Annotated in this window: 26 protein-coding genes; 15 read left to right on the top strand and 11 right to left on the bottom strand. The window is 65.1% G+C overall.

All coding sequences use genetic code 11. The features are described 5' to 3' along the window. Nucleotides 1-149 precede the first annotated feature (149 nt). The 3 genes from mprF to rimO all read left to right on the top strand — a co-directional run bounded on the left by mprF (nucleotide 150) and on the right by rimO (nucleotide 5503). Nucleotides 150-2786 (top strand): bifunctional lysylphosphatidylglycerol flippase/synthetase MprF, encoded by a 2637-nt coding sequence (mprF, locus tag PIN01S_RS06900; RefSeq protein ID WP_084334705.1) that lies wholly within the window; start codon nucleotides 150-152, stop codon nucleotides 2784-2786. Further along, nucleotides 2786-4048: a virulence factor family protein gene (locus tag PIN01S_RS06895; RefSeq protein ID WP_084334703.1), complete on the top strand. Its 1263-nt coding sequence runs from the start codon at nucleotides 2786-2788 to the stop codon at nucleotides 4046-4048. Before mprF ends, PIN01S_RS06895 begins: the two co-directional genes overlap by 1 nt. Before the next feature lie 129 nt (nucleotides 4049-4177). Continuing rightward, complete coding sequence (rimO, locus tag PIN01S_RS06890; RefSeq protein ID WP_084334701.1) at nucleotides 4178-5503, top strand: 30S ribosomal protein S12 methylthiotransferase RimO; 1326 nt, start codon at nucleotides 4178-4180, stop codon at nucleotides 5501-5503. 60 nt (nucleotides 5504-5563) lie between these two features. On the opposite strand, the gene PIN01S_RS06885 is transcribed toward rimO, so the two are convergent. The 3 genes from PIN01S_RS06885 to PIN01S_RS06875 all read right to left on the bottom strand — a co-directional run bounded on the left by PIN01S_RS06885 (nucleotide 5564) and on the right by PIN01S_RS06875 (nucleotide 9264). Next, nucleotides 5564-5965 carry an META domain-containing protein gene (locus PIN01S_RS06885; protein WP_084334699.1) on the bottom strand — a complete coding sequence of 134 codons (402 nt, stop codon included), beginning with the start codon at nucleotides 5963-5965 and terminating at the stop codon, nucleotides 5564-5566. Then, a complete protein-coding gene (locus PIN01S_RS06880; protein WP_084334697.1) occupies nucleotides 5962-6399 on the bottom strand; it encodes a hypothetical protein in 438 nt (145 codons plus the stop codon). The genes PIN01S_RS06885 and PIN01S_RS06880 overlap by 4 nt, the downstream gene beginning before the upstream one ends. Nucleotides 6400-6504: 105 nt before the next feature. Further along, nucleotides 6505-9264 carry a response regulator gene (locus PIN01S_RS06875; protein ID WP_084334695.1) on the bottom strand — a complete coding sequence of 920 codons (2760 nt, stop codon included), beginning with the start codon at nucleotides 9262-9264 and terminating at the stop codon, nucleotides 6505-6507. Nucleotides 9265-9432: 168 nt separating this feature from the next. Between PIN01S_RS06875 and cysM the strand changes: the two genes are divergently transcribed. From cysM to PIN01S_RS06850, 5 genes are all read left to right on the top strand, one after another. After that, entirely contained in the window at nucleotides 9433-10338 is a 906-nt protein-coding gene (gene cysM, locus PIN01S_RS06870) for a cysteine synthase CysM (RefSeq protein ID WP_084334693.1), read from the top strand. A 66-nt stretch (nucleotides 10339-10404) separates the two neighbouring features. Further along, a complete protein-coding gene (rlmD, locus tag PIN01S_RS06865) occupies nucleotides 10405-11757 on the top strand; it encodes a 23S rRNA (uracil(1939)-C(5))-methyltransferase RlmD (protein ID WP_084334691.1) in 1353 nt (450 codons plus the stop codon). Between the two features lie 83 nt (nucleotides 11758-11840). Continuing rightward, entirely contained in the window at nucleotides 11841-14084 is a 2244-nt protein-coding gene (gene relA / locus PIN01S_RS06860) for a GTP diphosphokinase (protein ID WP_084334689.1), read from the top strand. A 52-nt stretch (nucleotides 14085-14136) separates the two neighbouring features. Further along, the gene (mazG, locus tag PIN01S_RS06855) at nucleotides 14137-14970 is read left to right on the top strand and encodes a nucleoside triphosphate pyrophosphohydrolase (RefSeq protein WP_084334687.1); all 834 of its coding nucleotides are present in this window, start codon (nucleotides 14137-14139) and stop codon (nucleotides 14968-14970) included. A gap of 65 nt (nucleotides 14971-15035) precedes the next feature. Then, complete coding sequence (locus tag PIN01S_RS06850) at nucleotides 15036-15575, top strand: DUF2058 domain-containing protein (protein ID WP_084334685.1); 540 nt, start codon at nucleotides 15036-15038, stop codon at nucleotides 15573-15575. A gap of 50 nt (nucleotides 15576-15625) precedes the next feature. Here PIN01S_RS06850 and PIN01S_RS06845 read toward each other — a convergent pair whose 3' ends face one another. After that, nucleotides 15626-15886, bottom strand: a complete 261-nt coding sequence (locus PIN01S_RS06845; protein ID WP_084334683.1) for a Rho-binding antiterminator — start codon at nucleotides 15884-15886, stop codon at nucleotides 15626-15628. 22 nt (nucleotides 15887-15908) lie between these two features. Beyond that, nucleotides 15909-16142 carry a glutaredoxin family protein gene (locus PIN01S_RS06840; protein ID WP_084334681.1) on the bottom strand — a complete coding sequence of 78 codons (234 nt, stop codon included), beginning with the start codon at nucleotides 16140-16142 and terminating at the stop codon, nucleotides 15909-15911. Nucleotides 16143-16251: 109 nt separating this feature from the next. Here PIN01S_RS06840 and PIN01S_RS06835 point away from each other — a divergent pair, with 109 nt between their 5' ends. Next, complete coding sequence (locus PIN01S_RS06835; protein ID WP_084334679.1) at nucleotides 16252-16809, top strand: MarR family winged helix-turn-helix transcriptional regulator; 558 nt, start codon at nucleotides 16252-16254, stop codon at nucleotides 16807-16809. Between the two features lie 43 nt (nucleotides 16810-16852). On the opposite strand, the gene PIN01S_RS06830 is transcribed toward PIN01S_RS06835, so the two are convergent. From PIN01S_RS06830 to purM, 3 genes are read right to left on the bottom strand one after another with little or no spacing between them, the layout of a single operon-like run. Further along, complete coding sequence (locus tag PIN01S_RS06830; protein ID WP_084334677.1) at nucleotides 16853-17569, bottom strand: DUF3108 domain-containing protein; 717 nt, start codon at nucleotides 17567-17569, stop codon at nucleotides 16853-16855. Between the two features lie 8 nt (nucleotides 17570-17577). Next, on the bottom strand, nucleotides 17578-18228 hold the full coding sequence (purN, locus tag PIN01S_RS06825; protein ID WP_084334675.1) for a phosphoribosylglycinamide formyltransferase: 651 nt from the start codon (nucleotides 18226-18228) through the stop codon (nucleotides 17578-17580). Next, entirely contained in the window at nucleotides 18228-19286 is a 1059-nt protein-coding gene (gene purM, locus PIN01S_RS06820) for a phosphoribosylformylglycinamidine cyclo-ligase (RefSeq protein WP_084334673.1), read from the bottom strand. The genes purN and purM overlap by 1 nt, the downstream gene beginning before the upstream one ends. 193 nt (nucleotides 19287-19479) lie before the next feature. Between purM and PIN01S_RS06815 the strand changes: the two genes are divergently transcribed. The 4 genes from PIN01S_RS06815 (at nucleotide 19480) to hda (ending at nucleotide 22922) form a co-directional block, all read left to right on the top strand. Next, on the top strand, nucleotides 19480-20499 hold the full coding sequence (locus PIN01S_RS06815; RefSeq protein ID WP_084334671.1) for a DUF2066 domain-containing protein: 1020 nt from the start codon (nucleotides 19480-19482) through the stop codon (nucleotides 20497-20499). Nucleotides 20500-20575: 76 nt separating this feature from the next. Then, nucleotides 20576-21130, top strand: coding sequence for a CDP-alcohol phosphatidyltransferase family protein (locus PIN01S_RS06810; RefSeq protein WP_084334669.1), 555 nt, complete (start codon nucleotides 20576-20578; stop codon nucleotides 21128-21130). Further along, nucleotides 21127-22221, top strand: coding sequence for an AI-2E family transporter (locus PIN01S_RS06805; RefSeq protein ID WP_084334667.1), 1095 nt, complete (start codon nucleotides 21127-21129; stop codon nucleotides 22219-22221). The genes PIN01S_RS06810 and PIN01S_RS06805 overlap by 4 nt, the downstream gene beginning before the upstream one ends. Continuing rightward, nucleotides 22218-22922, top strand: a complete 705-nt coding sequence (hda, locus tag PIN01S_RS06800; protein WP_084334665.1) for a DnaA regulatory inactivator Hda — start codon at nucleotides 22218-22220, stop codon at nucleotides 22920-22922. Before PIN01S_RS06805 ends, hda begins: the two co-directional genes overlap by 4 nt. Before the next feature lie 46 nt (nucleotides 22923-22968). Here hda and PIN01S_RS06795 read toward each other — a convergent pair whose 3' ends face one another. From PIN01S_RS06795 to arsC, 3 genes are read right to left on the bottom strand one after another with little or no spacing between them, the layout of a single operon-like run. Continuing rightward, nucleotides 22969-23379, bottom strand: coding sequence for a DUF2069 domain-containing protein (locus PIN01S_RS06795; protein ID WP_084334663.1), 411 nt, complete (start codon nucleotides 23377-23379; stop codon nucleotides 22969-22971). Next, nucleotides 23372-23977, bottom strand: coding sequence for an NAD(P)H:quinone oxidoreductase (gene wrbA / locus PIN01S_RS06790; RefSeq protein WP_084334661.1), 606 nt, complete (start codon nucleotides 23975-23977; stop codon nucleotides 23372-23374). Before wrbA ends, PIN01S_RS06795 begins: the two co-directional genes overlap by 8 nt. Continuing rightward, a complete protein-coding gene (gene arsC / locus PIN01S_RS06785; RefSeq protein ID WP_084334659.1) occupies nucleotides 23974-24327 on the bottom strand; it encodes an arsenate reductase (glutaredoxin) in 354 nt (117 codons plus the stop codon). Before arsC ends, wrbA begins: the two co-directional genes overlap by 4 nt. Nucleotides 24328-24446: 119 nt before the next feature. Here arsC and PIN01S_RS06780 point away from each other — a divergent pair, with 119 nt between their 5' ends. Beyond that, nucleotides 24447-25667, top strand: a complete 1221-nt coding sequence (locus tag PIN01S_RS06780) for a virulence factor BrkB family protein (protein ID WP_084334657.1) — start codon at nucleotides 24447-24449, stop codon at nucleotides 25665-25667. A gap of 166 nt (nucleotides 25668-25833) precedes the next feature. Further along, complete coding sequence (locus PIN01S_RS06775) at nucleotides 25834-26031, top strand: hypothetical protein (RefSeq protein ID WP_084335024.1); 198 nt, start codon at nucleotides 25834-25836, stop codon at nucleotides 26029-26031. The last annotated feature ends 22 nt before the right edge of the window (nucleotides 26032-26053 follow it).

The raw sequence follows: 26053 nt of genomic DNA, 5'->3' as shown, positions 1-26053 counted from the left end.
CACTCGATCGAGTGGCCTTTTTCATTTCCGGGACGGAAAAACGTTCCAGGCCTCGAACGTCGTACCGCCTCCGCAAAAAAATCGCTGGACAGCACTTGCAAGCCGCCTCGAAGCCCCCACTCTGAGCGGATCAGCTCATGAGGTTCTCGATGCGCGTCAATCCAGCCTCTTCGCAACAGCTCCCCCTCGATTCTCCCATTCCCCCTTCCTTGCCCCTGCGTGGCTGGCGGCGTCTGGCGGCGTACCGGCAGCCGCTGGGGCTGGCGTTCACGCTGCTGTTGTTCGGCCTGGCGCTGGTCGCCTGTTATCACTTGCTGGGCGAGGTGGACCCGCAGGCGTTGCGCGGCGCCTTGGCGGAGGTGCCCGGTACGGCGTTGGCCGGGGCCTTTGCCGCGACGACGGTGGGTTTCCTGGCCTTGCTGGGCTACGAGTGGTCGGCGGCGCGTTACGCCGGGGTGCGCTTGCCGGTCGGCAGCCTCGCCCTGGGGGGCTTCAGTGCCTTCGCCATTGGCAATGCGATCGGTTTCTCGATGCTCTCCGGCGGTTCGGTGCGCTATCGCCTGTATGTCCGCCAGGGGGCCGGGGCGGCGGATGTGGCGCGGATGTCCGTGTTCGCCAGCCTGTCGCTGGGCTGTGCCTTGCCGGTGCTGGCGGCCATCGCGGCTCTGGTCGATCTGGCGGATGCCGCCGCGGCCCTGCGTCTGCCCGAGCCGGTGCTGGCGACGCTTGCGATCGCCGTGTTGGTGGTGCCCGGCTCGTTGTTGCTGGCGATGCGGCGTTATCGTCTGTCCGAACGGCCGAACCCGGACAGCCTGCTGATCGGCATCGGCCGACGGACCTTGCGCCTGCCCGGCCTGCGCCTGACCCTGCTGCAACTGGCGATCACCGTGCTGGACGTCTCCGCCGCTGCTGCGGTGCTCTATCTGCTGTTGCCGGAGGCTCCGCCGTTCGGCGCCTTCCTGGCGGTTTATCTGCTGGCGCTGGCGGCCGGGGTGCTCAGCCATGTGCCCGGTGGCGTCGGGGTGTTCGAGGCGGTGCTGCTGGCGGCGTTCGCCGGAACCCTGGGCTCGGCGCCGCTGGCGGCGGCCCTGCTGTTGTACCGACTGATCTATGTCTTGCTGCCGCTGCTGTTGGCCTGCCTGCTGCTGTTGCTCAACGAGGCGCGCCGGCTGACCCCGGCCCGCCAGGCCATACGGATCGCCTCCGGGATGGCGGCGCCGGTGCTGGCGTTGCTGGTGTTTCTGGCCGGCGTGGTGCTGTTGTTCTCCGGGGCGACGCCGGCCATCGATACACGGCTGGAGCATCTGGGATTTTTGATTCCGCACCGTCTGATCGACGCGTCCCACCTCGGCGCCAGCCTGATCGGCGTGCTCTGCCTGCTCCTCGCCCAAGGCTTGCGCAGGCGCCTGTCCGCGGCCTGGGCCCTGACCCTGGTGCTGCTGCTGGCCGGTGCGGTGTTGTCGTTGTTGAAAGGTTTCGACTGGGAAGAGGCCAGCCTGCTGGCCATGACGGCGGCTCTACTGGCTACGTTCCGGCGCTCGTTCTACCGGCCGAGCCGGCTGCTGGAATTGCCGTTTTCGCCCATCTACCTGGCCGCCAGCCTGTGCGTGCTGGCGGCGTCGGTGTGGCTGCTGCTGTTCGCCTATCAGGACGTCCCCTACAGCCATGAACTCTGGTGGCAGTTCGCCCTGGATGCCGATGCACCGCGTGCCCTGCGCTCGGCGCTGGGCAGCGCCTTGCTGCTGCTGGTGGTGGCGCTGACCTGGCTGTTGCGCGCGGCGCCGCCAGCGATCCGGCTGCCGGACGCGGAAGAACTGGCCCGCGCCGCTGCCATCGTCAAAGCCTCCGACCAGCCGGATGGCGGCCTGGCCTTGAGCGGCGACAAGGCCCTGCTGTTCCACCCGGACGGCAACGCCTTCCTGATGTACGCCCGGCGCGGGCGCAGCCTGGTCGCGCTGTTCGATCCGATCGGCCCGGCGCAGCAGCGCGCCGAGCTGATCTGGCAGTTCCGTGACCTCTGCGATCGCCATCACGCGCGACCGGTGTTCTACCAAGTGCGGGCAGAGAATCTACCTTTCTATATGGATATCGGGCTGAGCGCCCTGAAGCTGGGGGAGGAAGCGCGCGTCGACCTGACTCGCTTCGACCTCGACAGCAAGGGCATGAAGGACTTGCGCTATACCTGGAACCGCAGCCAGCGCGACGGGCTCGCCCTGGAAATCCATGAGCCGGGGCAGGCACCGCTGGAGGCGCTGCAGGTGATTTCCGATGCCTGGCTGGGTGGCAAGCAGGGCCGTGAGAAGGGCTTTTCCCTGGGGCGGTTCAGTCCGGCGTACCTGCAGCATTTCCGCATTGCGCTGATCCGCTACCAGGGCCAGCCGGTGGCCTTCGCTAACCTGCTGGAGACCGACCGTCGCGAGCTGGCCAGCCTGGACCTGATGCGCGTGCATCCCGAGGCGCCCAAGTCGACCATGGAGTTCCTCATGCTCGGCCTGATCCTGCATTACAAGGCCAGCGGCCATGCCCGCTTCAGCCTGGGCATGGTGCCGCTGGCCGGGTTGCAACCCCGGCGCGGCGCACCCATGGCCCAGCGCTTGGGGGCCCTGGTGTTCCGTCGCGGCCGACTGTTCTACAACTTTCAAGGGCTGCGCCGTTTCAAGGACAAGTTCCAGCCGGACTGGGAGCCCCGTTACCTGGCCGTGCCGGCAGGGCTCGATCCGCTGGTGGCGCTGGCCGACACCGCCGCCCTGATTGCCGGCGGCCTGACTGGATTGGTGAAACGCTGATGCTCAAGCGCTATCGACATCACATTCTGGCGGCTGGCGTTCTGCTCGTAGTGGCCGCCGTGTTGCTACTCTGGAGCCGGACACTGCCGACCGCCCGTCTGCAGCACCTGAAAATGGACGACGGTACTGCCCTGGTGCAGGCCGATGCCGGCCGTAGCCCGCAGACGCGTGTGCTGCTTGCCGTGCCTGAAGGCCAGACGCTGGACGATACGCGCCTGTTGGCCCTGGCGCAGGACAGTGCCGCGCGGATCGTCCAGGTGACGCTGCCGGAGAATGATTGCGCGACTCAGCAGCGCCGCTTGCAAGCGGCGCTGAAGCGACTGGACGGCGCGCCGACGCTGGTCGCCGGCATCGGCCCCGGTGCAGCCTTGGCCTGGCGCTGGCTGGCCGGGCAGGACGACGACAAGGCACGGGCGTTGTCGGTGGGCTTTTCCCTGGAGCACCCGGACTGTGCCGAGCCGCTGCCGGAGAAGGCCGCGCACGGCCACTGGCTGGCCGCCTGGAACGACAACCCGGACGACGCCAGCGCGCGTTTCGTCCGAGGCCAGGGCAATGCCGAGACGCTGATCGGCGACTACGACACAGCCCTGCCGCAACTGCTGGAGGCGCAGCTTCGCCGTCTGCTGCAAGGGCAGGGTAACGAACTGCCCGTCGTGGAGGTTCCCGCCGCGCAGTCTTCCGACACGCTGACCCTGTTCTATTCCGGCGATGGCGGTTGGCGCGATCTGGACCGGGCCGTGGCCGAGGAAATGGCGAAGGGCGGCTATCCGGTGCTCGGCATCGACAGCCTGCGCTATTTCTGGGAGCACAAGTCGCCCGAGCAGGGGGCTGCCGATCTGGCCCGGCTGATGCGGCAGCACCGCCAGGCCGGCGTGCGCCACTTCGTGCTGATCGGCTATTCCTTCGGCGCCGATGTGCTGCCGGCGATCTACAACCGTCTGCCCGCGGCCGAGCGGGAGCAGGTGGATGCCGTGGTGCTGCTCGCCCTGGCCCGCAGCGGCAGCTTCGAGATCGAGGTGCAGGGCTGGCTGGGCAGCGCCGGGCAGGAAGCGGCGACCGTCCCTGAGCTGGCCCGCCTGCCGCCGGCCCGGGTGCTCTGCGTGTACGGGCGCGAAGAAGCCGGGGAGAGCGGCTGCACCGATCCGGCCTACCAGGGGGAACGTCTGGCGCTGCCTGGCGGTCATCATTTCGATGAGAACTATCCGGCCCTCGCCGAGCGTCTGATCCGGGCCATTCGGGCACGGACGGCCGGGGCGGACTGAGGGAAGCCGAGGCCAGCGCCGGAGCGTTCGATTTCCCTGTCGGAGAGGCTGGTCAAGCGAGAGACCTGCCGCTAGAATTGCGCACTTTTTGATCAGAGGCGCCTTGTGAGCGCCCCATCGAGGTTAGCCATGTCCACCCCCGCCACGCCGAAAGTCGGTTTCGTCAGCCTCGGTTGCCCCAAGGCCCTGGTCGATTCCGAACGCATCCTGACCCAGTTGCGCATGGAGGGCTACGAAGTCGTACCCACCTACCAGGATGCCGACGTGGTGGTGGTCAACACCTGTGGTTTCATCGACAGCGCCAAGGCGGAGTCGCTGGAAGCGATCGGCGAGGCCATCGCCGAGAACGGCAAGGTGATCGTCACCGGCTGCATGGGTGTGGAAGAGTCGGCGATCCGCGAGGTGCATCCGAGCGTGCTGGCCGTGACCGGCCCGCAGCAATACGAGCAGGTGGTCACCGCCGTGCATGAGGTGGTGCCGCCGAAGGCCGAGCACAACCCGCTGATCGACCTGGTGCCGCCGCAGGGCATCAAGCTCACCCCGCGCCACTACGCCTACCTGAAGATTTCCGAAGGCTGCAACCACAGCTGCAGCTTCTGCATCATTCCGTCCATGCGCGGCAAGCTGGTCAGCCGTCCGGTGGGCGATGTGCTCAGCGAGGCCGAGCGCTTGGTCAAGGCCGGGGTCAAGGAGCTGCTGGTGATCTCCCAGGACACCAGCGCCTATGGCGTGGACCTGAAGTACAAGACCGATTTCTGGAACGGCCAGCCGGTGAAGACCCGCATGAAGGAGTTGTGCGAGGCGCTGTCCGGCATGGGCGTCTGGGTGCGCCTGCACTACGTCTACCCGTACCCGAACGTCGACGACGTGATCCCGCTGATGGCCGAAGGCAAGCTGCTGCCCTACCTGGACATCCCCTTCCAGCACGCCAGTCCGAAGGTGCTCAAGGCCATGAAGCGCCCGGCGTTCGAGGACAAGACCCTGGCGCGCATCAAGCAGTGGCGCGAGATCTGCCCGGACCTGACCATCCGCTCCACCTTCATCGTCGGCTTCCCCGGCGAAACCGAGGAAGACTTCCAGTACCTGCTCGACTGGCTGACCGAGGCGCAGCTCGACCGCGTCGGTTGCTTCCAGTATTCCCCGGTAGACGGCGCGCCGGCCAACGAACTGGCCGATCCGGTGCCGGACGAGGTCAAGCAGGAGCGTTGGGAGCGCTTCATGGCCCACCAGCAGGCGATCAGCGCCGAGCGCCTGCAGCGCAAGATCGGCCGGGAAATCGAAGTGCTGATCGACGAGGTGGACGAGCAGGGCGCCATCGGCCGTTCCTGGGCCGACGCGCCGGAAATCGACGGCAACGTCTACGTGGACAGCGACGTCGAGCTCAAGCCGGGCGACAAGGTCCGCGTACGCGTGACCGCGGCGGACGAATATGATCTCTGGGCGGAAACCCTGTAAGACTTCTTCCGCCGTCATCCCATCGCATGGCGCCGGAAATCGTCCGGCGCCATGCGGCTGTCAGTTCTCCGGTAGCAGCCGGATCGGCTTGCCTTCCGCCGGCCACAGGCGCAGTTGGTCGAGCGGCGAGACATCCCAGCGTTCGATCTTGCCGAGGGCGTCCAGAAAGCGCTGTTCCTGCTCCATCAGGGCGGGCGCACAGAGCTTGCGGGTGCTGCCCGGGGCGCCGAAGCTGATGGCCGAGCCTTCCAGCCGATAGCTGCCGAACCAATGGTTGCAACCGGCATTGCCGAAGGCGCGGCCATCCTCGCCGAGGGTCAGGGTCAGGTAGCTGCGGTCGAGCAGTGGGCGGTCGCCGATCCACTCCACCCGGTAGTTGCGTTCCTGCTCCAGTTTCACCGGGTCGGCGGCGCAGCCCAGCAGGCTGGCACCGATCAGGCCGAGCGCGATCATGTGTTTCATGCCTGGTCCTCCTGACAGTTCGGGCAGAGATGGCGGCCGGCATCGTTCCGCCAGCCCAGCTCGGCGATGCGCGCTTCGGCGGCCGGCGCACGGGCCTTGTCGCCGAGCGCCGCATCGACGGCGAATTCGAAATCCAGCCGCGCACCGCAGCCGTCGCAATCGACCTGCCAATTGAGGATGGCCAGCTCGCGGAAGGCGGGGCCCCTGGCCACGGCCATCCATTGTCCCGGCGGGTTGATCAGGTGGCGGACCTTTTCCACGTCGAGGCGCAGGCAGAGATCGCGGCTGCCCTTGAGCGTGACCAGCAGGGTGTCGCCCGTCTGGATGGAGCCGCCGGTGCCGGTGACCTGGTAGCGGCCCGGCGCCAGCGCGCGGCATTCGTTCAGGGTATGGGCGGGGTTGAGCAGGGTGTAGCGGAAATCGTGTTCGGCCATCGGGGTCTGCCATCTCGGCGAAGTGGTGCAGAAAGGCGGCATCCTAACATTGTCGTCAGGTTCCGACGCGGTTCCTCGGCTGGCCGGCGGCGATCCCGGCCGGACTCAGACACCGATCTGCGCCGCCTCCTTGGCCAGCCGCACGATGGCAGCATCGAGATCGTCGAGGGCGGTCTTGTAGGCCGGGTCGTCCTGTTTCAGCAGGGTTTCGCTGCGCTGGCAGGCTTCGCGCAATTGCGGCACGCCGCAGTAGCGGGTGGCGCCGTGCAGGCGATGGACGCGCTCGATCAGGGTGGCGCGGTCGCCGGCGTCGCGGGCCTGGCGGATCGCCTGGCGGTCGGCGTCCAGGGAGGCGAGCAGCATGGCCAGCATGTCGGCGGCCAGGTCGGCCTTGCCGGCGGCCAAGCGCAAGCCCTCTTCGGCATCCAGCACGCTGAGGGTGGTTTCCACCTTGGGCAGCGGCTCCACGGGGCGCTCCTGACCCTGGTTGCGCAGGGCGAGGCCGGTCCACTTGAGCACGACCTGGGCCAGTTGGCGCTCGCTGATCGGCTTGGTCAGGTAATCGTCCAGGCCGCTCTGTAGCAGGGCGCGCTTTTCGTTGGCGAGGGCATGGGCGGTCAGGGCGATGATCGGCACTTGGCCGTGGCCGTGTTCGGCTTCCCAGGCACGGATCGCCTCGGTGGTCTGGCGTCCGTCCATGCCGGGCATCTGCACGTCCATGAAGATCAGGTCGAAGCGTTCCTGCTTCACCGCGTCCAGCGCGGCATAGCCGCTGTCCACGGCGGTGGCTTCGGCGCCCATGTCGCTGAGCAGGGTCTGTACCAGCAACAGGTTGGCCGGGTTGTCGTCGACGCAGAGCAGGCGCGGAGCCCGGTTGCTCGGGATCGAGGTGGGTTCCTGGCGTACCGATTGGCGCGGGCTGATGAGGTCGGACAACGCCCGCTGCAGCTTGCGTGTATAGGCCGGCTTGGCCTGCAATTGCGCATAGCCGTCCGGCAGCGCCTCGTGGTAGATCGCCTGTTCGTTGGTCGGGCAGAGTGCCAAGCATTTGCAGCCGAGCCGTTCGAGGTCGCGGATGCGCTGGCTCAGCCGTTCCGGCGGCAACTCGCGCAGGCTAACGCCGAGCACCTCCAAGTCGAGGGGTGCATTGCCGTGACGCTGAGCGGCCACGCCGTCGATCAGACTGTCCATGTCGGCGAAGACTTGCACTTGCAGGCCGCAGTCTTCCAATTGATGTTGCAGGGCCTGGCAGGCCAGCTCGTGGCTTTCCAGCACGGCCACGCGGCGGCCCAGCAGCGGTGCGCGAGGATGGTCCTCGACGTCTTCGCGGCCCTTAGGCAGGCTCAGGGTGATCCAGAATTCCGAACCTTCTCCCGGTGTGCTTTCCACGCCGATCTCGCCGCCCATCTGTTCGATCAGGCGCTTGGAGATCACCAGGCCCAGACCGGTGCCGCCGGCCTGGCGGCTGAGCGAGTTGTCCGCCTGGCTGAAGGCCTGGAACAGGGTGCGCAGGTCCTCCTCGGACAGGCCGATGCCGGTGTCCTGCACGCTGATGCGAAGTTGGGCGCGGTCGTCGCTGTCGTCCTCCAGCATGGCGCGGACGGCGATGGTGCCTTCGCGGGTGAACTTGATCGCGTTGCTGATCAGGTTGGTCAGCACCTGCTTGAGCCGCAGCGGATCGCCGATCAGCGACAGCGGTGTGTCGCGGTAGACCAGGCTGACCAGTTCCAGCTGCTTGTCGTGGGCGGCGGGGGCGAGGATGGTCAGGCAGTCCTGCAGCAGGTCGCGCAGGTTGAAGGGGATGCTTTCCAGGACCAGCTTGCCGGCTTCGATCTTCGAGAAGTCGAGGATTTCGTTGATGATGCCGAGCAGGCTGTCGGCGGATTTTTCGATGGTGGTCAGGTAGTCCTGCTGGCGCGGCGTCAGGTCGCTTTTCAGCAGCAGGTTGGTGAAGCCGAGGATGCCGTTCAGCGGCGTGCGGATCTCATGGCTCATGTTGGCGAGGAATTCGGATTTGATCCGGCTCGCTTCCAGGGCTTCCTTGCGCGCCAGGTCCAGTTCGATGTTCTGGATCTCGATGGTTTCCAGGTTCTGGCGAACATCCTCGGTGGCCTGGTCGATGCTGTGCTGGAGTTCTTCCTGGGCATTCTGCAGCGCTTCGGCCATGCGGTTGATGCCGGACGCCAGTTCGTCCAGCTCGTGGCTGCCGAGCAGCGGCAGGCGGGTCTCCAGGCGACCGTCCTTGAGCTGGGCGACGCCCTGCTGGATACGCCGCAACGGCTCGTTGATCGAGCGGCTCATGCGCAGTGCCAGGAGCGCGGTGACCGCCAGCCCGGCGATGATCAGCAGCAGGCTGGTGAGCAGGCTGCGGTAGCCCCGCAGCAGGGTACCGTGGTGGGACATCTCCACCTCGACCCAGCCGAGCAACTGTTCGCTGTCGGCGGCCTCCTGTCCGGCCACCATGCTGTGGCGGCCATAGACCGGCAGGAGGAAGCGCGTGGCGTCCTGGTCGCTGCGCATCAGCAGGCGGCTGCTGTCGCCGCTGGGGGTGTCGTTGAGCATGTTCGGGCCGGCATGCGCCAGGCGCTGGCGCTCCGGGGTGAGGAAGGACACCGCCCGTACGTCGGGTTGCTCCAGCGCATCGGCGGCGATCCGCTGCAGCACGCGGTTGTCGCCATGTGCCAGGGCCGGAGCGGCGAGGGGTGCCAGTTGCTCGACGATCATTTCCCCGCGCTGCAACAGTTGCGCCTGCAGGTCGGAGAGCTGCACCCAGGTGAAATAGCCGCCGAGGACCAGCGCCAGCAGGCTGGTGGGCAGCAGGGTGAGCATCAGCACGCGGCCTTTGATGCCGAGATCCTTGAACACTGTCTTCCCTCGTCTGGTTCCGTGGTTCCGGCCGGCAGTGTAGCGGCTGGGCGGGGCTGGACAAAGAGCGGGAGCCGAGGGAAACAGACTGCAATCTTCGGCTGTTATGGTGCCCGCCGGTTTGCCGTTATCATAGTCGTCCCTCTGCCGTCCGGATTCGAAGACGCCATGACCCTGCAGTTTCCCACCATCGCCGATTGCGTCGGCAATACCCCGCTGGTCCGCCTGCAACGCCTGCCCGGGGAGACCTCCAACACCCTGCTGGTGAAGCTGGAAGGCAACAACCCGGCGGGATCGGTGAAGGACCGGCCGGCGCTGTCGATGATCACCCGCGCCGAACTGCGCGGCGACATCAAGCCCGGCGACACCCTGATCGAAGCCACCTCCGGCAATACCGGCATCGCCCTGGCGATGGCGGCGGCGATCAAGGGCTACAAGATGATCCTGATCATGCCGGACAACATGAGTGCCGAGCGCAAGGCGGCGATGACCGCCTACGGCGCCGAGCTGGTGCTGGTCAGCCGCGAAGAGGGTATGGAAGGTGCCCGCGACCTGGCGGAAAGCCTGCAACGCGGCGGCAAGGGCAAGGTGCTCGACCAGTTCGCCAACGGCGACAACCCGGAGGCGCACTACCGGGGCACCGGCCCGGAGATCTGGCAGCAGACCCAGGGCCGCATCACCCACTTCGTCAGTTCCATGGGCACCACCGGCACCATCATGGGCGTGTCGCGTTACCTCAAGGAGCAGAACCCGGACGTGCAGATCGTCGGCCTGCAGCCGCAGGAAGGGGCGTCGATCCCCGGCATCCGTCGCTGGCCGCACGAGTACCTGCCGAAAATCTACCAGGCCGAGCGCGTGGACCGCATCGTCGACATGGCGCAAGGTGAGGCCGAGGACGTGATGCGCCGGCTGGCGCGGGAAGAGGGCATCTTCTGCGGCGTTTCCTCCGGCGGTGCGGTGGCGGCGGCCCTGCGGCTGTCGAAGGAACTGGAGAACGCGGTGATCGTGGCGATCATCTGCGATCGAGGCGACCGCTACCTGTCCACCGGCATCTACGACATTCCCGAGCATTGATCATGGCGACGCACGACCCGACCCGGATCGCGCCCGTGGCCCATCCGGGCCGGCAGGGTATCGTCCATGGCTAAGCGCAATGCCGGGCTGCGCTTCCAGCCGAGCGGCGGGGCGCGTACCCCGCAAGTTCCGGTGGGCAAGAAGCAGGTCCTGATCATCGAGCGCCTGGCCCATGACGGCCGTGGCATTGCCTTCGTCGACGGGCGGACCTGGTTCGTCGCCGGTGCCTTGCCGCAGGAGCGTGTCGAGGCCCGCGTGCTTTCGGCGCGCAGCCAGATCGTCGACGCGCGCGCCGAGCGCATCCTGGACGCGGCACCGCAGCGTCGCCCCGAGCCCTGCGTGCATGCCGGGCGTTGCGGCGGCTGCACGCTCCAGCACCTGCCCCACGAAGAACAGCTCGCCCTGAAACAGCGCACCCTCGCCGAACAGCTCGCGCGTTTCGCCGCGTTACAACCCGACGAGTGGGCGCTACCGTTGGTCGGTCCGGAATTCGGCTACCGGCGTCGTGCTCGGATTGCCGTGCGTTGGGACGCCAAGGCCCGTCGACTGGAGGTCGGCTTCCGTGCCGCCGCCAGCCAGGACATCGTTGCCATCGACGAATGCCCGGTTCTGGTACAGCCCTTGCAGCCGATCGTGCGCGCGTTACCGCAGCTGCTGCGCCAGCTTGAAAAACCCCAGGCAGTAGGCCACGTGGAAGTGTTCAGCGGCACCGCGGAAGCCGTGTTGCTGAGGCATACCGCGCCGTTGCCGGACGCCGATCTGGCCCGTCTGCGGGGTTTCTGCGACGAGCACCGCGCCCAGTTGTGGCTGCACGGTGCCAGCGAGCCGCAGCCGGTCGAGCCGGGGCAATCCCTGGGCTATCGGCTGGAGTCGTGGGGGCTGTGCCTGGAGTACCGGCCGGGCGATTTCGTCCAGGTCAACGCGCCGGTCAACGAAGCGATGGTCAACCAGGCGCTAGACTGGATGGCACCGAGAGACGACGAGCGGGTACTGGATCTGTTCTGCGGCCTGGGCAATTTCGCCTTGCCGCTGGCCCGTAGGGCGCGCGAAGTGGTGGCGGTGGAAGGCGTGGAGGCAATGGTCGAACGCGCGCGTGGCAACGCTGCGGCCAACGGCCTGGAGAACCTGCACTTTTTCCAGGCCGATCTGTCGAAGCCGCTGACCGGCCAGCGCTGGGTCGAGCGAGGCTTCTCCGCCGCGTTGCTCGACCCGCCGCGGGACGGTGCGCTGGAGGTGGTGCGGCAGATCGGTGACCTGGAAATCGGGCGCCTGCTGTACGTGTCCTGCAACCCGGCGACCCTGGCGCGGGATGCTGCGGAGCTGGCGCGGCAGGGCTATCGGCTGAAACGGGCCGGCATCCTCGATATGTTTCCGCAGACCGCGCATGTCGAGGCGATGGCGTTATTCGAGAGGGGCTAGGATGCCCCTGTAATCCGACCGGCCCGTAGAGGCAGGCGACAACCCGGCGGGCCCGAGGGCGCGCCGTAGGGGAAGGGTAAGTAATGGTACAGGTGAGAGCGCACCAGCCGATCAACACTGACGGCAGTATCAACCTCGAGTCCTGGCTGGATCATGTCCTCAGCCTGGACCCGGCGCTGGAGCGTGAGGCGTTGAAGGACGCCTGCGAGTTCGCCCGCGAAGCCGAGCAACAGGCCAATGCCGCGCAGAACCTCTGGGTCGAGGGCACCTCCAGCTTCCAGACCGGCCTGGAGATTGCGGAAATCCTCGCTGACCTCAAGCTCGACCAGGATTCCCTGGTCGCCGCGGTGATCTACCGTGGCGTGCGCGAGGGCAAGATCACCCTGGCTGCGGTGCACCAGCGTTTCGGCCCGGTGGTGGCCAAGCTGATCGAAGGCGTGCTGCGCATGGCGGCGATCAGCGCCAGTCTCAATCCACGTCAGTCCATGGTGCTCGGTGCCCAGGCCCAGGTGGAGAACCTGCGCAAGATGCTGGTGGCCATGGTCGACGACGTACGCGTCGCCCTGATCAAACTGGCCGAGCGCACTTGCGCGATTCGCGCGGTCAAGCACGCCAGCGAGGAGAAGCGCCACCGCGTTGCCCGCGAAGTCTTCGATATCTATGCACCCCTGGCCCACCGGCTGGGCATCGGCCATATCAAATGGGAGCTGGAGGACCTGTCCTTCCGCTACCTGGAGCCCGAACAGTACAAGCAGATCGCCAAGCTGCTGCACGAGCGCCGGCTGGATCGCGAGCAGTACATCACCAATGTCGTCCAGCAACTGCGCGACGAACTGGACGCCACCGGCATCAAGGCCGACATCAGCGGGCGGGCCAAGCACATCTATTCCATCTGGCGGAAGATGCAGCGCAAAGGGCTGGAGTTCAGCCAGATCTACGATGTGCGCGCGGTCCGGGTACTGGTCCCGGAAGTGCGCGATTGCTACACGGCGCTCGGTATCGTCCACACCCTGTGGCGGCATATTCCCAAGGAGTTCGACGACTACATCGCCAACCCCAAGGAGAACGGCTACCGCTCCCTGCACACCGCGGTGATCGGCCCGGATGGCAAAGTGCTGGAAGTGCAGATACGCACCCATTCCATGCACGAGGAAGCCGAGCTGGGGGTGTGTGCGCATTGGCGCTACAAGGGCACGGACGTCAAATCCGGTTCCAGCCATTACGAAGAGAAAATCTCCTGGCTGCGCCAGGTACTCGAGTGGCACGAGGAACTGGGCGATATCGGTGGTCTGGCCGAACAACTACGGGTGGATATCGAGCCGGACCGGGTCTACGTATTCACCCCGGACGGCCATGCCATCGACCTGCCCAAGGGCGCCACCCCGCTGGACTTCGCCTACCGCGTGCATACCGAGATCGGCCACAACTGCCGGGGGGCGAAGGTCAACGGCCGCATCGTGCCGCTCAACTACAGCCTGCAGACCGGCGAGCAGGTAGAGATCATCACCAGCAAACAGGGCTCGCCGAGCCGTGACTGGCTGAACTCCAACCTGGGCTACATCACCACCTCGCGGGCGCGGGCGAAGATCGTCCACTGGTTCAAGCTGCAGGCCCGCGACCAGAACGTCGCCGCCGGCAAGGCGCTGCTGGAGCGCGAGCTGAACCGGGTCGGCCTGCCGCCGGTGGATTTCGACCGGCTGGCGGAAAAGGCCAACCTCAAGACGGCAGAGGACCTGTTCGCCGCCCTTGGCGCCGGCGACCTGCGCCTGGCCCATCTGGTCAACATGGCGCAACAGTTGGTCGAGCCGGAGCGCGGCAACGAACAATTGGAGCTGATTCCGCGCAAACACGGCCCGCACAAGCCCGGCAAGCGGGGCGACATCCAGATCCAGGGGGTCGGCAACCTGCTGACGCAAATGGCCGGCTGCTGCCAGCCGCTACCGGGCGACCCGATCGTCGGCTACATCACCCAGGGACGTGGCGTGACCATCCACCGGCAGGATTGCGCCACCGCGCTGCAACTGGCCGGGCGCGAGCCGGAGCGGATCATCCAGGTCAGCTGGGGACCGGTGCCGGTGCAGACCTATCCGGTGGATATCGTCATCCGCGCCTACGACCGTTCCGGCCTGTTGCGCGACGTCTCCCAGGTGCTGCTCAACGAGCGCATCAACGTGCTGGCGGTGAACACCCGGTCCAACAAAGAGGACAGCACGGCGCTGATGTCGTTGACCATCGAAATCCCTGGGCTGGATTCCCTGGGCCGGTTACTGGCGAAGATTTCCCAGTTGCCGAACATCATCGAGGCGAAACGCAACCGCGCCTCCTGATCCGGCAGGCCGCGCCATACAGGGCGCGGCCTGCGTTCACCTCGGAACGCTTATGTACTCATTACCCGATCTGCTGTACCTGATGGCCCGCCTGCGCGACCCGCGCCACGGCTGCCCCTGGGACCTCAAGCAGTCCTACGCGACCATCGTTCCCTACACCATCGAAGAGGCCTACGAAGTCGCCGATACCATCGAGCGCGGTGATTTCGAACACCTGCAGGGTGAACTCGGCGACCTGCTGTTCCAGGTCATCTACTACTGCCAACTGGCCCGGGAAGAGGGCCGTTTCGGCTTCGATGCGGTGGTCGATGGCATCACCCGCAAGCTGGTTCGGCGCCATCCCCATGTGTTCCCGGATGGCGACCTCTACGGTGTGGCGGACCGGCACAGCCTGGAGGAGGCAGCGGTCAAGCAGCGCTGGGAAGCTCTGAAGGCGGAGGAACGCGCGGAAAAGGCCGAGGTGCCGGAGCAGTTGTCGTTGCTGGACGATGTGCCGGCGGCGCTGCCAGCCCTGTCGCGGGCGGTCAAACTGCAGAAACGTGCAGCTCAGGTGGGGTTCGACTGGCCTGAAGCCTTGCCGGTGGTGGACAAGCTGCGCGAAGAACTGGACGAAGTGCTGGAGGCCATGAGTGAAAACGACCCGGAAGCGGTGGCCGAGGAAATCGGCGATCTGCTCTTCGTGGTCACCAACCTGGCGCGTCACCTCAAGGTCGATCCGGAGACCGCACTGCGCAGCGCCAACGGCAAGTTCGAGCGGCGTTTCCGTTTTATCGAACAGGCATTGCGCGAAGCGGGTCGGCCCATCGAAGATTGCACCCTCGAAGAACTGGATACCCTGTGGAGCGAGGCCAAGCGGCAGGAGAAGGATGCACTGGGCTGCGGCTGATCCGGCGCGAGGTCCGATGCGGTTCGTTCGGCGATTCCAACTTTATTGAGACGAGCGGGTAGGTTATGAGTCTTTCCCTACGCGACCAGCTGCTGAAAGCCGGGCTGGTCAGTGAAAAACAGGCCAAGCAGGCCGGCAAGCAGAAGCAGAAACAGGAACGCCTGGAGAAAAAAGGCCAGGTCGAAAAGGACGATTCGCAGCGCCAGGCCGCATTGGCCGCCCAGGCCGAGAAGATCGAGCGCGACCGCGAGTTGAATCGCCAGCAGCAGGAAAAAGCGGAGCAGAAAGCCCGCACTGCCCAGATCAAGCAACTGATCGAGCGCTCCCGTCTGCCGAAGCTGACCACCGACGACTACTACAACTTCGTCGATGACAAGAAGGTCAAGCGCATCTCCGTGAACGACCTGATGCGCGACAAGCTCAGCCGCGGCTCGCTGGCCATCGTTCGCCATGGCGGCGCCTACGAGATCATCCCGCGCGACGCAGCGGTGAAAATCCAGGAGCGCGACCCGCGCCGCATCGTCCTGCTCAACACCCCCACCGAGGAAGCGGACGAGGACGATCCGTACGCCGCCTACAAGGTGCCGGATGATCTGATGTGGTGAACGAGAAGAAGCCGGGCAGCGCCCGGCTTCTTTTTTTGCCTTGGCTAGCGTTATTCCAGTTCGACCCGGCCGAAACGCGCGCCCGTGCCGCACGGCGTGATTGCCCGCAGGCGATCCAGCCGCAGCCGGTGGGAGGCGCCTTCGACCTGAACCACCAGAAACTCCTCCTTGCTCGCCGTGGTTTCCGTCGTCACTGCTTCGGCTTCGAACGGCTCGCCGTCGTGCAGTTCGATACGTAGCCAATAGCGGTACAGGCAGGCGATCTCCAGGTAGTCGTGAAGGTCGCAGGCCAGCGGTCGGTAATCGCTCACGAAGCGTCCTCGGTAGCCTTGTTTACTTCAGCGCAGCGAGGGTAGCGCCGAAGTTCAGGTGCAGCACCTGTCCATCGACGACCAGCGCCGGCACGGATTGCACGCCTGCTTGCTCAGCCTCGGCCACGCGTTCCGGCTGCTGGCCAAGATGAACGACCTCCACATCGACCTTGCCTGTATCCAGCAGCGGCAACAGGCTCCGCTCGGCCTCCACGCAGACAGGGCACCCGGCATGGTAGTAACGCGCATGGGACATGATCTTCTCCTTGATTAAGTATCGAATCGATACATATTCAAAGTAGGGTGGATGCCTCTGCTTTGTCAATATGGTTTTTATTCGATACTATCTTGCCGTGGAGGTGTCTATGTCCGGCAATGCCCTGTATGACTATCTGGAACGCCTGACCAGCCTGATGCGGGCCTGGTCTCGTGAGCACCCGTTGCTGGCCGAATTGCAGCCGGTGCAGGTGAGCGCCCTGCATTATCTTTCCCGCTGCAACGGCTACTCGAATACGCCGATGGCGGTCACCGAATACCTGGGGTTGACCAAGGGCACGGTGTCGCAATCGTTGAAAGTGCTGGAACACAAGGGGTTGATCCGCAAGCAGCCGGACCCCCAAGACAAGCGCAGCGTTCATCTGGAGCTGACTGGGGAAGGGACGGCACTGCTCGAGGCGCTGACCCCACCGGCATTTCTGCAACAGGCGGCCGAGGCCCTGGGACTGCGAGGGGAAATGCTGGAGGCTTTGCTGAGGGAGTTGCTGGTGACCATCCAGCGGCAGCAGGATGTGCCGAGCTTCGGTCTATGCGGCAGTTGCCGTTTCCATGAGCGACGCGAGGAGGGGCCGTTCTGTGGTCTGACGCGTCAACCGTTGGCGTCGGGAGCGGAGCGGCTGATCTGCCGAGAACACGAATCCGCCTGAGGCTGGACAAAGAGAAGCCGGGCATTGCCCGGCTTCCTCGTTCTTACTTGCCGCGACCTTTGACGGGCTTGCCGTCGACCGTGCCCTCTTCGAGCATGATCTGGTATTCCTTGCCGTCCTTCTCGACCTGATGCAGGCGAACCAGCAGATAGTCCCAGTCCTTGGCGAACCAGAGGATGGTCTTGCGGTTGCTCTGGGTCGGGTCGCGCACGCGCTCGACCTTGAGCGCATCGACAGTGCCGGCCTTGGTTTCCACCTGCTCTTCGCCGAGGACCCGGAAATCGTAGGTTTCGATTTCGTCGCCATCGACCACCTGGTAGCTCATGCTCTTCTTGCCGTCGGCCACGTCGTGCTGCAGGACCAACTGATAGGTCGACTTGTCCTGCAGGCCGCGGTTGAGCAGCAACCGCACCGGATCACCGCGATCGCTGCCGAGCACCTGCTTCTCGGTCCAGTCGAAGTCCAGCTCGACCTGCTTGGCCTTGCCGAGGCCGCTGCGGTTGAAGCGGTAGTTGAGGGGCAGGAAGGTGTCGTTCTCGACGCGGAAGGTGCTTTGCTCGGTGAGGCTGGCCACCAGCATGGCGGCCTCGAAGCCGAGCTGCCAACGGCCATCGTCGAGGCGCTTCAGGCTGCGTTCCGCGGTCCCGCTGATGGGCAGTTGCTTCCAATCGGCGGTATAGCTGGCGGAAAACGGCTTCAGCTCGAAGGCCTGGACAGGCAGCGTGAGCAACGCACAAACGAACAGCAGGGCACGACGCATAGAGTCTCCTAGGTTCGAATCAGATAGCCGGTGGCCGGCAGCGGCTGGCCATCCAGCATTGCGCCGTGCTCGCCCAGGCACAAGCGGCCCTCGGCGAACCAGCGCACGGCCAGGGGGTAAATCCGGTGTTCCTGGGCATGCACGCGCATGGCCAGGCTTTCCGGTGTGTCACCCGCTTGAACCGGAACTATCGCCTGTACGACCAAAGGGCCACCATCGAGTTCCTCTGTCACGAAATGCACGCTGCAGCCATGCTCGGCATCGCCGGCTTCCAGCGCCCGTTGATGAGTGTGCAGGCCCTTGTAGAGGGGCAGCAACGAGGGATGGATGTTCAGCAGGCGGCCCGCATAGTGACGGACGAAGGTGGGGGTGAGGATGCGCATGAAGCCGGCCAGCACCACCAAATGCGGGGAGAACGTATCGATGGCCTCGATCAGCGCCGCGTCGAACGCCTCGCGGCCATCGAAGGCCTTGTGGTCGAGCACTTGGGTGGCGATACCGGCGTTCTGGGCGCGGGTCAGTCCGTAGGCATCGCCGCGGTTGGAAATCACCGCGCGGATGCGGGCCGGGTTATCGTCGCTACGGGTGCTGTCGATCAGGGCCTGCAGGTTGCTGCCGGACCCCGATATCAGCACCACGACATTGCAGCGTGCCGTCATCAGTGAGCTTTCAGGTTGTTCAGCACGACCTGGGCGGCGCCTTCGGCGGCTTGGGCGATCTGGCCGATCACCCACGGCTGCTCGCCCGAGGCGCGCAGGCTTGCCAGAGCGGCTTCCACCTGGTCCTGGGCCACGCAGATGACCATGCCGACGCCGCAGTTGAGTACGCGGTGCATCTCATGCTCATCGACGTTGCCGTGCTGCTGCAGCCAGTCGAAGACGGCCGGACGGGTCCAACTGGCCACATCGATCACGGCCTGGGCGCCTTCCGGCAGGACGCGCGGGATATTGTCCAGCAGGCCGCCGCCAGTGATGTGGGCCATGGCCTTCACTGCACCGGTATCCTTGATCAGCTTGAGCAGCGGCTTGACGTAGATGCGGGTCGGCGCCATCAGCAGGTCGGCCAGCGGCTGGCCGTCGAGCTGCACTTTTTCGATATCGGCACCGGCGACCTCGATGATTTTGCGGATCAGCGAGTAGCCATTGGAGTGCGGGCCGGAGGAGGGCAGGGCGATCAGCGCGTCGCCGGTGACCACCTTGGAGCCATCGATGATTTCGCTCTTTTCCACTACGCCGACGCAGAAGCCGGCCAAGTCATAGTCCTCGCCCTCGTACATGCCGGGCATCTCGGCGGTTTCGCCACCGACCAGCGAGCAACCAGCCAGCTCGCAGCCGGCGCCGATGCCGGTGACCACGGTGGCAGCCACGTCGACGTTGAGCTTGCCGGTGGCATAATAGTCGAGGAAAAACAGCGGCTCGGCACCGCAAACCACCAGGTCGTTTACGCACATCGCGACCAGGTCCTGGCCGATGCTGTCGTGCTTGTTCAGGTTCAGCGCCAGACGCAGCTTGGTGCCGACGCCATCGGTACCGGATACCAGTACCGGCTGCTTGTAGCCGGCCGGGATCTCGCAGAGGGCGCCGAAACCGCCCAGGCCGCCCATCACTTCCGGACGTGCGGTGCGCTTGGCCACGCCCTTGATGCGTTCGACCAGCGCTTCACCGGCGTCGATGTCCACACCGGCGTCCTTGTAGCTAATGGAGGGTTGCTTGCTCATAGATCCAGGCCTGTAGGGAAAATTCGGGATTCGACCGGTGCCGCCATGGCCGGTCTGCGAAGGCGCGCGATTTTATCAGGCTTGCCGGGCAGCGACCACCTGAGCCGGCCCGGTTGCCGGGTGGCGGGCGGCTGTTTAAGGTATAGCCCTTCTCGGGCGGCTCAAGGCCGCTCCCCAGCCGTCGAGACTCCCCATGCGCGTGATCCGCCTGCTTGTTCTTTGCCTGTCGCTGTTCAGCCTGCCGACCTTCGCCGAAACGGTTGGCGATCTCTATCAGGTACGCGAACCCGTCGCCAGCCAGCAACCTGAGGAGCGCAACCAGGCGCTGCAGCGGGCATTGGATACTCTGGTGCTGCGTCTGACCGGCGATCCGGCGGCCTTGAAGAATCCGGCCGTGGCCGAGTTGCGCAAGGACCCTCAACAACTGATCAGCCAGTACGGTTATGAAGGCGACGCTCTGGTGGTGGACTTCGATCCGGCCACCAGCGAGCGGTCTTTGCGCCAGGCTGGCCTGGCCTTGTGGAGCGCCAATCGCCCCGCGATTCTCGCCTGGTGGTTGAACGAAACCGCCGGGGGCGCCAATCTGGTTGGGGACGGGCAGGATAGCGCCTTCCCGGTGCGCCGCGCCGCGCAACACCGGGGACTGCCGTTGCGCCTGCCGCTGGCCGATCTGAGCGAGCAGATCGTCGGGACGGCGGACAATCTCACCGCGGCCCGGCCCGACGCGCTGCGCGAGGCTTCGGATCGCTACGCCGCCGACGCGCTGCTGGCGGTCAGGGCGCGCGAGGATGGCGGTAAGTGGCAGGCCAACTGGCGTCTGTGGCTGGGCGATTCGCTGGAGCAGGGCTCGGCGGAGGGCACCGACAGCGCCGCGCTGGCCGATGCCGTGATGCTCGCGGTGAGCGAACGTCTGGCACCGCGTTTCGTTGCGGCGCCGGGGGCGGCCAACGACCTTACCCTGGAGATCCACAAGTCCGACCTGACGCGTTATGCGGAGCTGGAGCGGTTGCTCGAGCCCTTCGGTGCGCGGCTGAAAAAGGTCGAGGGGGATCGCTTGGTCTATCAGGTGCGCTCCAGCCCCGAGCAACTGCGTGCGCAACTGGCGCTGTCCGGTTTGCAAGAGGTCCAGGCGGCCAACGCGCCGGTGGATGCCGGCCAGCCGGTAGCGCCGATGCAGCAGCCTGCGGCCCAGGTGCTGCGTTTCAGCTGGTAGTCGGCGTAGACTGCGCGCAGGTTTCCAAACGGGTCGCGGAAATTTTCGCTTCGCCAGGGTGTTGCCAAGGATTGCCATGCGCCAATTGCCGAATCTGCTGACGACGCTTCGCCTGTTGCTGACCGTGCCGATCGCTCTGCTGCTCCTGGCGGAGCGTTACGGGCAGGCACTCTCACTGTTTGCCGTCGCTGGATTTTCCGATGCGTTGGATGGTTTCCTCGCGCGGCGATTCGGCTGGACCAGTCGAATCGGCTCGATGCTCGATCCCATCGCCGACAAGTTGCTGCTGGTCACCAGCTATCTTTGCCTGAGCATCACCCAGATTTTTCCCTGGTGGCTGGCGGCCGTGGTGCTCTTGCGCGACGCAGTGATCGTCGGCGGCGCGACGCTCTACCGCCTGCTGGTCGGCCCCTTCGAATTCCGCCCCACCTGGCTGGGCAAACTGTCCACGTTGCTGCAGATCGTTCTGGTGCTGGTCGTATTGCTGGAGCTCAGCCTGCTTCCCGCTTTCGCGCCGCTGCGTTGGCCACTGATCATTCTGGCGCTGGCCGTCAGCTTGGCCAGCGGCTTGCATTACGTCTGGGTGTGGGCCTGTAAATTTCACTCCGCAAGAAACGGACCTCTGGCATGACTGCATCGAACCGCTGGCTCTGGCTGGCCGGACTGTTTTTCCTCGGCTGGCTGGTCTACCTGCTCACGCCGATTCTTTCGCCGTTCCTGGTGGGCATCCTGTTGGCCTATCTGGGCGATCCGCTGGTGGATCGTTTGGAGCGCTGGAAACTTTCCCGTACCTGGGGTGTGGTGCTGGTGTTCGTATTGTTCAGCCTGGTCCTGCTGATCGGGCTTCTGGTGCTGGTGCCCATGCTGGGCAAGCAGTTGGTGCGCCTCTATCAGCTCACGCCGCAGATGCTCGACTGGTTGCAGAATGCGGCGCTGCCCTGGGTCCAGGCGAAGGCGGGGCTGCCCGAGGGCTTCTGGCGTTTCGACCGGCTCAAGGCCGCGTTATCCGGCCATCTGGACAAGACCACCGATCTTCTTGGGGTGGTGGTAGCCCAGGCCACGGCCTCCAGCCTCGCGTTGCTGGGGTGGTTGGGCAACCTGCTGCTCATTCCGGTGGTCAGCTTCTATCTGCTGCGGGACTGGGACCTGATGATGGCGCGGCTGCGCGGGCTCCTGCCACGCCGCCAGGAAGGGCTGGTGGTGCGCCTGATGGGTGAGTGTCACGAAGTACTCGGTGCGTTCCTGCGGGGGCAGATGCTGGTGATGCTCGCGCTGGCCGTGATCTATTCGGTGGGGTTGATGGCGATCGGATTGGAGTTGGGCCTGCTGATCGGTGTGCTCGCCGGCCTCGCCAGTATCGTGCCCTACATGGGCTTCGTCGTCGGTATCGGTGCGGCGATTGCGGCGGCGCTGTTCCAGTTCGGAGGGGAGGCACTCTACCCGTTGATCGGTGTGGGCGCGGTGTTCATGGTGGGGCAGTTGCTCGAAGGTATGCTGCTGACGCCGATGCTGGTGGGGGACCGGATCGGTCTGCATCCGGTGGCGGTGATCTTCGCGATTCTCGCCGGTGGCCAGTTGTTCGGCTTCACCGGCGTGCTGCTGGCGCTGCCGGTTGCTGCCGTGATCATGGTTTTGCTGCGTCATGTCCATGATTTGTATAAACTTTCGGAACTTTACGGAGAGTCCCCCAGCGGTTCCGAGGAGCCGCCTACCCCGGCATGAAACCGACCCAGCTTTCCCTAGGGGTGCGTCTGCGCGACGACGCCACCTTTGCCAATTACTACCCCGGTGCCAACGCTGCGGCGCTCGGCTATGTCGAGCGCCTTTGCGAGGCGGATGCCGGCTGGACGGAAAGCCTGATCTACCTTTGGGGCGGTGAGGGCGTCGGGCGCAGCCATCTGCTCCAGGCCGCGTGCCTGCGCTTCGAGCAGCGTGGCGAGCCGGCGGTCTATTTGCCGTTGGCCGAGGTGGTTCAGTACGGTCCCGAGATTCTCGATAACCTGGAGCAGTGCGAGTTGGTGGGGCTCGATGATCTCGACGCCGTGGCCGGTCGTGCGGATTGGGAGGAAGCGCTGTTCCACCTGTTCAACCGACTGCGCGACAGTGGACGCAAGCTGTTGCTCGCGGCTTCGGCGTCGCCGCGGGAGTTGCCGGTGCAACTGCCGGATCTGAAATCCCGGTTGACCCTGGCGCTGGTATTCCAGCTCCATTCCCTGTCCGACGAAGATAAGCTGCGCGCCTTGCAGTTACGCGCATCGCGCCGAGGCCTGCACCTGACCGACGAAGTCGGCCGTTTTATCCTGACCCGTGGTACGCGCAGCATGAGTGCGCTTTTCGAGCTGCTCGAACAGCTCGATCAGGCCTCTCTTCAGGCCCAACGCAAACTCACCATCCCGTTCCTGAAGGAAACCCTCGGCTGGTAAGGCCGGCTGGCGCGACGGTCATGTCGATCGTCACGCCATCATCCGTTCAGCTTTCTCCCGCCAGCCGACGGTCGTACTGGAAACGCCAACGCGTATAGAGCAGCGCCGCACAGAACAGGCTCAGGCTGAACAGCGCTTCCAGCCAACCGAACAGTATTCGGCCCGGATCGATTGCGGCGAGCACGCCTTGGATGAAGTAGATGTTGACCACGAAACAGGTCCAGGCATGCGCACGGGCATTACCGAGCAGTACGCCCGGCGCGACCAGCAGCAGCGGCAGAAGCTGAATGCTCAGTACGACCCAGGTCCTGGCGCCATGAAGGTCGGCGAACAGCAGGTTCCACAGAAGCAGCAGCGCAGCCAGGGCGACCAGGCTCGCCAGGCTCATTGCACGACTGAAGGTGAGGCGTGGTTGCAGCCATTCCAGGGACGGCAATGGTTTCGCTTTTCTAGCCACGGCCTTTCTCCAGCAGTGCCGCGGTTTGTGCGAGACGTTGGCCAAGGGCGCGGCAGAGTGCGATTTCCTGCTCGTCCAGCGGGCGTTTGCCGTCCGCTCCGGCATGGTGGCTGGCGCCATAGGGCGTGCCGCCGCCACGGGTTTCCAGCAAGGCGGGTTCGCTATAGGGGATACCCATGGCCAGCATGCCGTGGTGGAGCAGCGGCAGCAGCATGGATAACAAGGTGGTTTCCTGACCACCATGAAGGCTGGCGGTGGAGGTGAAGACGACCGCCGGTTTGCCGACCAACTCGCCGGTCAACCATAGGCTGCTGGTACCGTCGAGGAAGTATTTCAGCGGGGCTGCCATATTGCCGAAGCGGGTGGGACTGCCCAGCGCCAGTCCGGCGCATCCCTTCAGGTCGTCCAGGCTGGCATAGAGGGCGCCCTCGGCAGGAATATCGGCTGCGACGGCTTCGCATTCCGTCGAAACGGCGGGCACCGTGCGCAGGCGCGCTTCCAGGCCGCCTTGCTCCACGCCGCGGGCGATCTGCCGGGCCATCTCCGCAGTGGCGCCGTGGCGGCTGTAATACAGGACCAGGATATAAGGCTGGCTCACGGAAGGATCTCCAGCACCTTTTCCGGCGGCCGACCGATCACGGCCTTGTCTCCGACCACCAGGATCGGACGTTCGATAAGCTTGGGATGGGCCACCATCGCTGCGATCAGGGCATCTTCGCCGAGTGCGGGATCAGCCAGGCCAAGCGTCTTGTATTCGTCTTCACCACTGCGCAGCAGTTGTCGGGCAGGCAGGCCGAGCTTGCGCAGCAGTTCGCGCAGTTGCGCTTCGTCGGGCGGGGTTTCCAGATAGCGCACGACCGCCGGAGCCAGGCCCCGGGCTTCGAGCAATTCCAGTGCGCCACGGGATTTCGAGCAGCGCGGATTGTGATAGAGCGTCAGATCGGTCATTTTGCGGATCGCATCTTGGCTTGAGAGATGGCTATTCTAACCGCGTCGACGCACGGGGCCGAAACCGTGCGTATCGTTGCATCAGCGGAATGGCCGCTGACTGAAGCTAAGGAGAGGGAATGCGCCAACGCTTCGACGATTTTCTGGAATTCTGGCGCTATCTGGTTCAGCGTTTCCTGACCGACCGCGGTGCTCATAGTGCGGCGGCGCTGACCTATACCACGCTATTCGCGGTCGTCCCGATGATGACCGTGACCTTTGCCATGCTGTCGGCCATCCCGGCATTCCAGGGCATGAGCGAGGAAATCCAGGGGTTCATCTTCCGCAATTTCGTGCCATCCACGGGCGTGACGGTGCAAGAGTATCTGCGCGCTTTCACCGCACAGGCCCGGCAACTGACCTGGATCGGCGTGGGCTTTCTGATGGTTACGGCGTTGATGATGCTGCTGACCATCGAGAAGGCCTTCAACACCATCTGGCGGGTTCGTCAGCCACGCCGTGGCGTGTCCAGTTTTCTTCTTTACTGGGCGATCCTCAGCCTTGGGCCGTTGCTACTGGGAGCGGGATTCGCGGTGAGTACCTACGTGACTTCGCTGTCGCTGCTGTCCGGGCCCGATGCGCTGGTCGGGGCGAAGACGGCGCTGAGCTTCATGCCGCTGGTGTTCAGTGTCGCGGCCTTTACCCTGCTGTATGCGGCAGTGCCGAATGCTCGGGTGCCGGTCCGCCATGCGCTGCTCGGCGGCCTGTTCACGGCGGTCCTGTTCGAGGCTGCGAAAGGGTTGTTCAGCCTCTATGTCAGCCTGTTTCCGGGCTATCAACTGATCTATGGCGCTTTCGCCACGGTGCCGTTGTTCCTGCTGTGGATCTATCTGTCCTGGCTGATCGTGCTGTTCGGTGCAGAGCTGGTCTGCAACCTGTCCTCGTCGCGCCAATGGCGACGGCGTGCCCTGCCGCGACTGCTGGTGGTGTTGGGCATCCTCAGGGTTTTCCTTCAGCGACAGCAGCGCGGCCATCCGGTGCGTCATGCGGATGTGCAGCGCGAAGGTTGGCCACTGCCCGAAGACGAATGGGAGGAGATCATCGATTTCCTGGAGCGCGAGAAGTTGGTCTGTCGTACCAGCGCGGGTGCCTGGGTATTGTGTCGCGACCTGACTCATTACAGTATGGCGCAGCTCCTGCGTCATAGCCCGTGGCCATTACCCAGGCCGGAACAACTCCAGGCACACTTGAACGAAGACTGGTATCAGCCCTTGAAGGAGGCGTTGCAACGTTTGCACGAGGTGCAGGGAGAGTTGTTCGGTACCAGTCTGAGCGAGTGGTTGCACGCTCCCGGTGAGTGACAAAAAGTGTCAGTTTGCGGCGTGGCTTCGGTGCTACCCGTGAGCGGCAAGGGCTGGGAGGCTCGGAAAAACGTAGGAACGTATGCTGGCACGCTTCTGGCAAAACCCGATTGGGTTTGCGATCGTTCTGCTGGCGGGGCAGGGATTAGCTGAGGAATTTCGGTTTATGAGTGGTGCCAAGGACAAAGTGATTCATCTGCATCGGAGAGATCCCCAGGAGGCGCTGGAGCGGCTCAATCGGATCACCGGGCTGAAATTCGTCCATTGGCCTGAATCCTTGGCCGGGTTGGCGGTGCAGGAGTTCGAGACAACGCTCGACGATCAGCCCTCACCGCCGCCAGTGGTGAGTATTTCCAGGGGCTGAAAAGCACAACCCCGCGGCGGGA

Origin of the sequence: Pseudomonas indica NBRC 103045 (genome assembly GCF_002091635.1) — a bacterium.
Lineage (GTDB): Bacteria > Pseudomonadota > Gammaproteobacteria > Pseudomonadales > Pseudomonadaceae > Pseudomonas_M > Pseudomonas_M indica.
The sequence above is the reverse complement of the archived record's forward strand: the minus strand, read 5'-3'. Positions and strand labels throughout refer to the sequence as shown.

What these genes read in the sequence shown, in the direction of transcription:
- mprF (WP_084334705.1), top strand. Translation starts at nt 150, where the DNA reads ATGCGCGTCAATCCAGCCTCTTCGCAACAGCTCCCCCTCGATTCTCCC.
- PIN01S_RS06895 (WP_084334703.1), top strand. Translation starts at nt 2,786, where the DNA reads ATGCTCAAGCGCTATCGACATCACATTCTGGCGGCTGGCGTTCTGCTC.
- rimO (WP_084334701.1), top strand. Translation starts at nt 4,178, where the DNA reads ATGTCCACCCCCGCCACGCCGAAAGTCGGTTTCGTCAGCCTCGGTTGC.
- PIN01S_RS06885 (WP_084334699.1), bottom strand. Translation starts at nt 5,965, where the DNA reads ATGAAACACATGATCGCGCTCGGCCTGATCGGTGCCAGCCTGCTGGGC.
- PIN01S_RS06880 (WP_084334697.1), bottom strand. Translation starts at nt 6,399, where the DNA reads ATGGCCGAACACGATTTCCGCTACACCCTGCTCAACCCCGCCCATACC.
- cysM (WP_084334693.1), top strand. Translation starts at nt 9,433, where the DNA reads ATGACCCTGCAGTTTCCCACCATCGCCGATTGCGTCGGCAATACCCCG.
- rlmD (WP_084334691.1), top strand. Translation starts at nt 10,405, where the DNA reads ATGGCTAAGCGCAATGCCGGGCTGCGCTTCCAGCCGAGCGGCGGGGCG.
- relA (WP_084334689.1), top strand. Translation starts at nt 11,841, where the DNA reads ATGGTACAGGTGAGAGCGCACCAGCCGATCAACACTGACGGCAGTATC.
- mazG (WP_084334687.1), top strand. Translation starts at nt 14,137, where the DNA reads ATGTACTCATTACCCGATCTGCTGTACCTGATGGCCCGCCTGCGCGAC.
- PIN01S_RS06850 (WP_084334685.1), top strand. Translation starts at nt 15,036, where the DNA reads ATGAGTCTTTCCCTACGCGACCAGCTGCTGAAAGCCGGGCTGGTCAGT.
- PIN01S_RS06840 (WP_084334681.1), bottom strand. Translation starts at nt 16,142, where the DNA reads ATGTCCCATGCGCGTTACTACCATGCCGGGTGCCCTGTCTGCGTGGAG.
- PIN01S_RS06835 (WP_084334679.1), top strand. Translation starts at nt 16,252, where the DNA reads ATGTCCGGCAATGCCCTGTATGACTATCTGGAACGCCTGACCAGCCTG.
- PIN01S_RS06830 (WP_084334677.1), bottom strand. Translation starts at nt 17,569, where the DNA reads ATGCGTCGTGCCCTGCTGTTCGTTTGTGCGTTGCTCACGCTGCCTGTC.
- purN (WP_084334675.1), bottom strand. Translation starts at nt 18,228, where the DNA reads ATGACGGCACGCTGCAATGTCGTGGTGCTGATATCGGGGTCCGGCAGC.
- purM (WP_084334673.1), bottom strand. Translation starts at nt 19,286, where the DNA reads ATGAGCAAGCAACCCTCCATTAGCTACAAGGACGCCGGTGTGGACATC.
- PIN01S_RS06815 (WP_084334671.1), top strand. Translation starts at nt 19,480, where the DNA reads ATGCGCGTGATCCGCCTGCTTGTTCTTTGCCTGTCGCTGTTCAGCCTG.
- PIN01S_RS06810 (WP_084334669.1), top strand. Translation starts at nt 20,576, where the DNA reads ATGCGCCAATTGCCGAATCTGCTGACGACGCTTCGCCTGTTGCTGACC.
- PIN01S_RS06805 (WP_084334667.1), top strand. Translation starts at nt 21,127, where the DNA reads ATGACTGCATCGAACCGCTGGCTCTGGCTGGCCGGACTGTTTTTCCTC.
- hda (WP_084334665.1), top strand. Translation starts at nt 22,218, where the DNA reads ATGAAACCGACCCAGCTTTCCCTAGGGGTGCGTCTGCGCGACGACGCC.
- arsC (WP_084334659.1), bottom strand. Translation starts at nt 24,327, where the DNA reads ATGACCGATCTGACGCTCTATCACAATCCGCGCTGCTCGAAATCCCGT.
- PIN01S_RS06780 (WP_084334657.1), top strand. Translation starts at nt 24,447, where the DNA reads ATGCGCCAACGCTTCGACGATTTTCTGGAATTCTGGCGCTATCTGGTT.
- PIN01S_RS06775 (WP_084335024.1), top strand. Translation starts at nt 25,834, where the DNA reads ATGAGTGGTGCCAAGGACAAAGTGATTCATCTGCATCGGAGAGATCCC.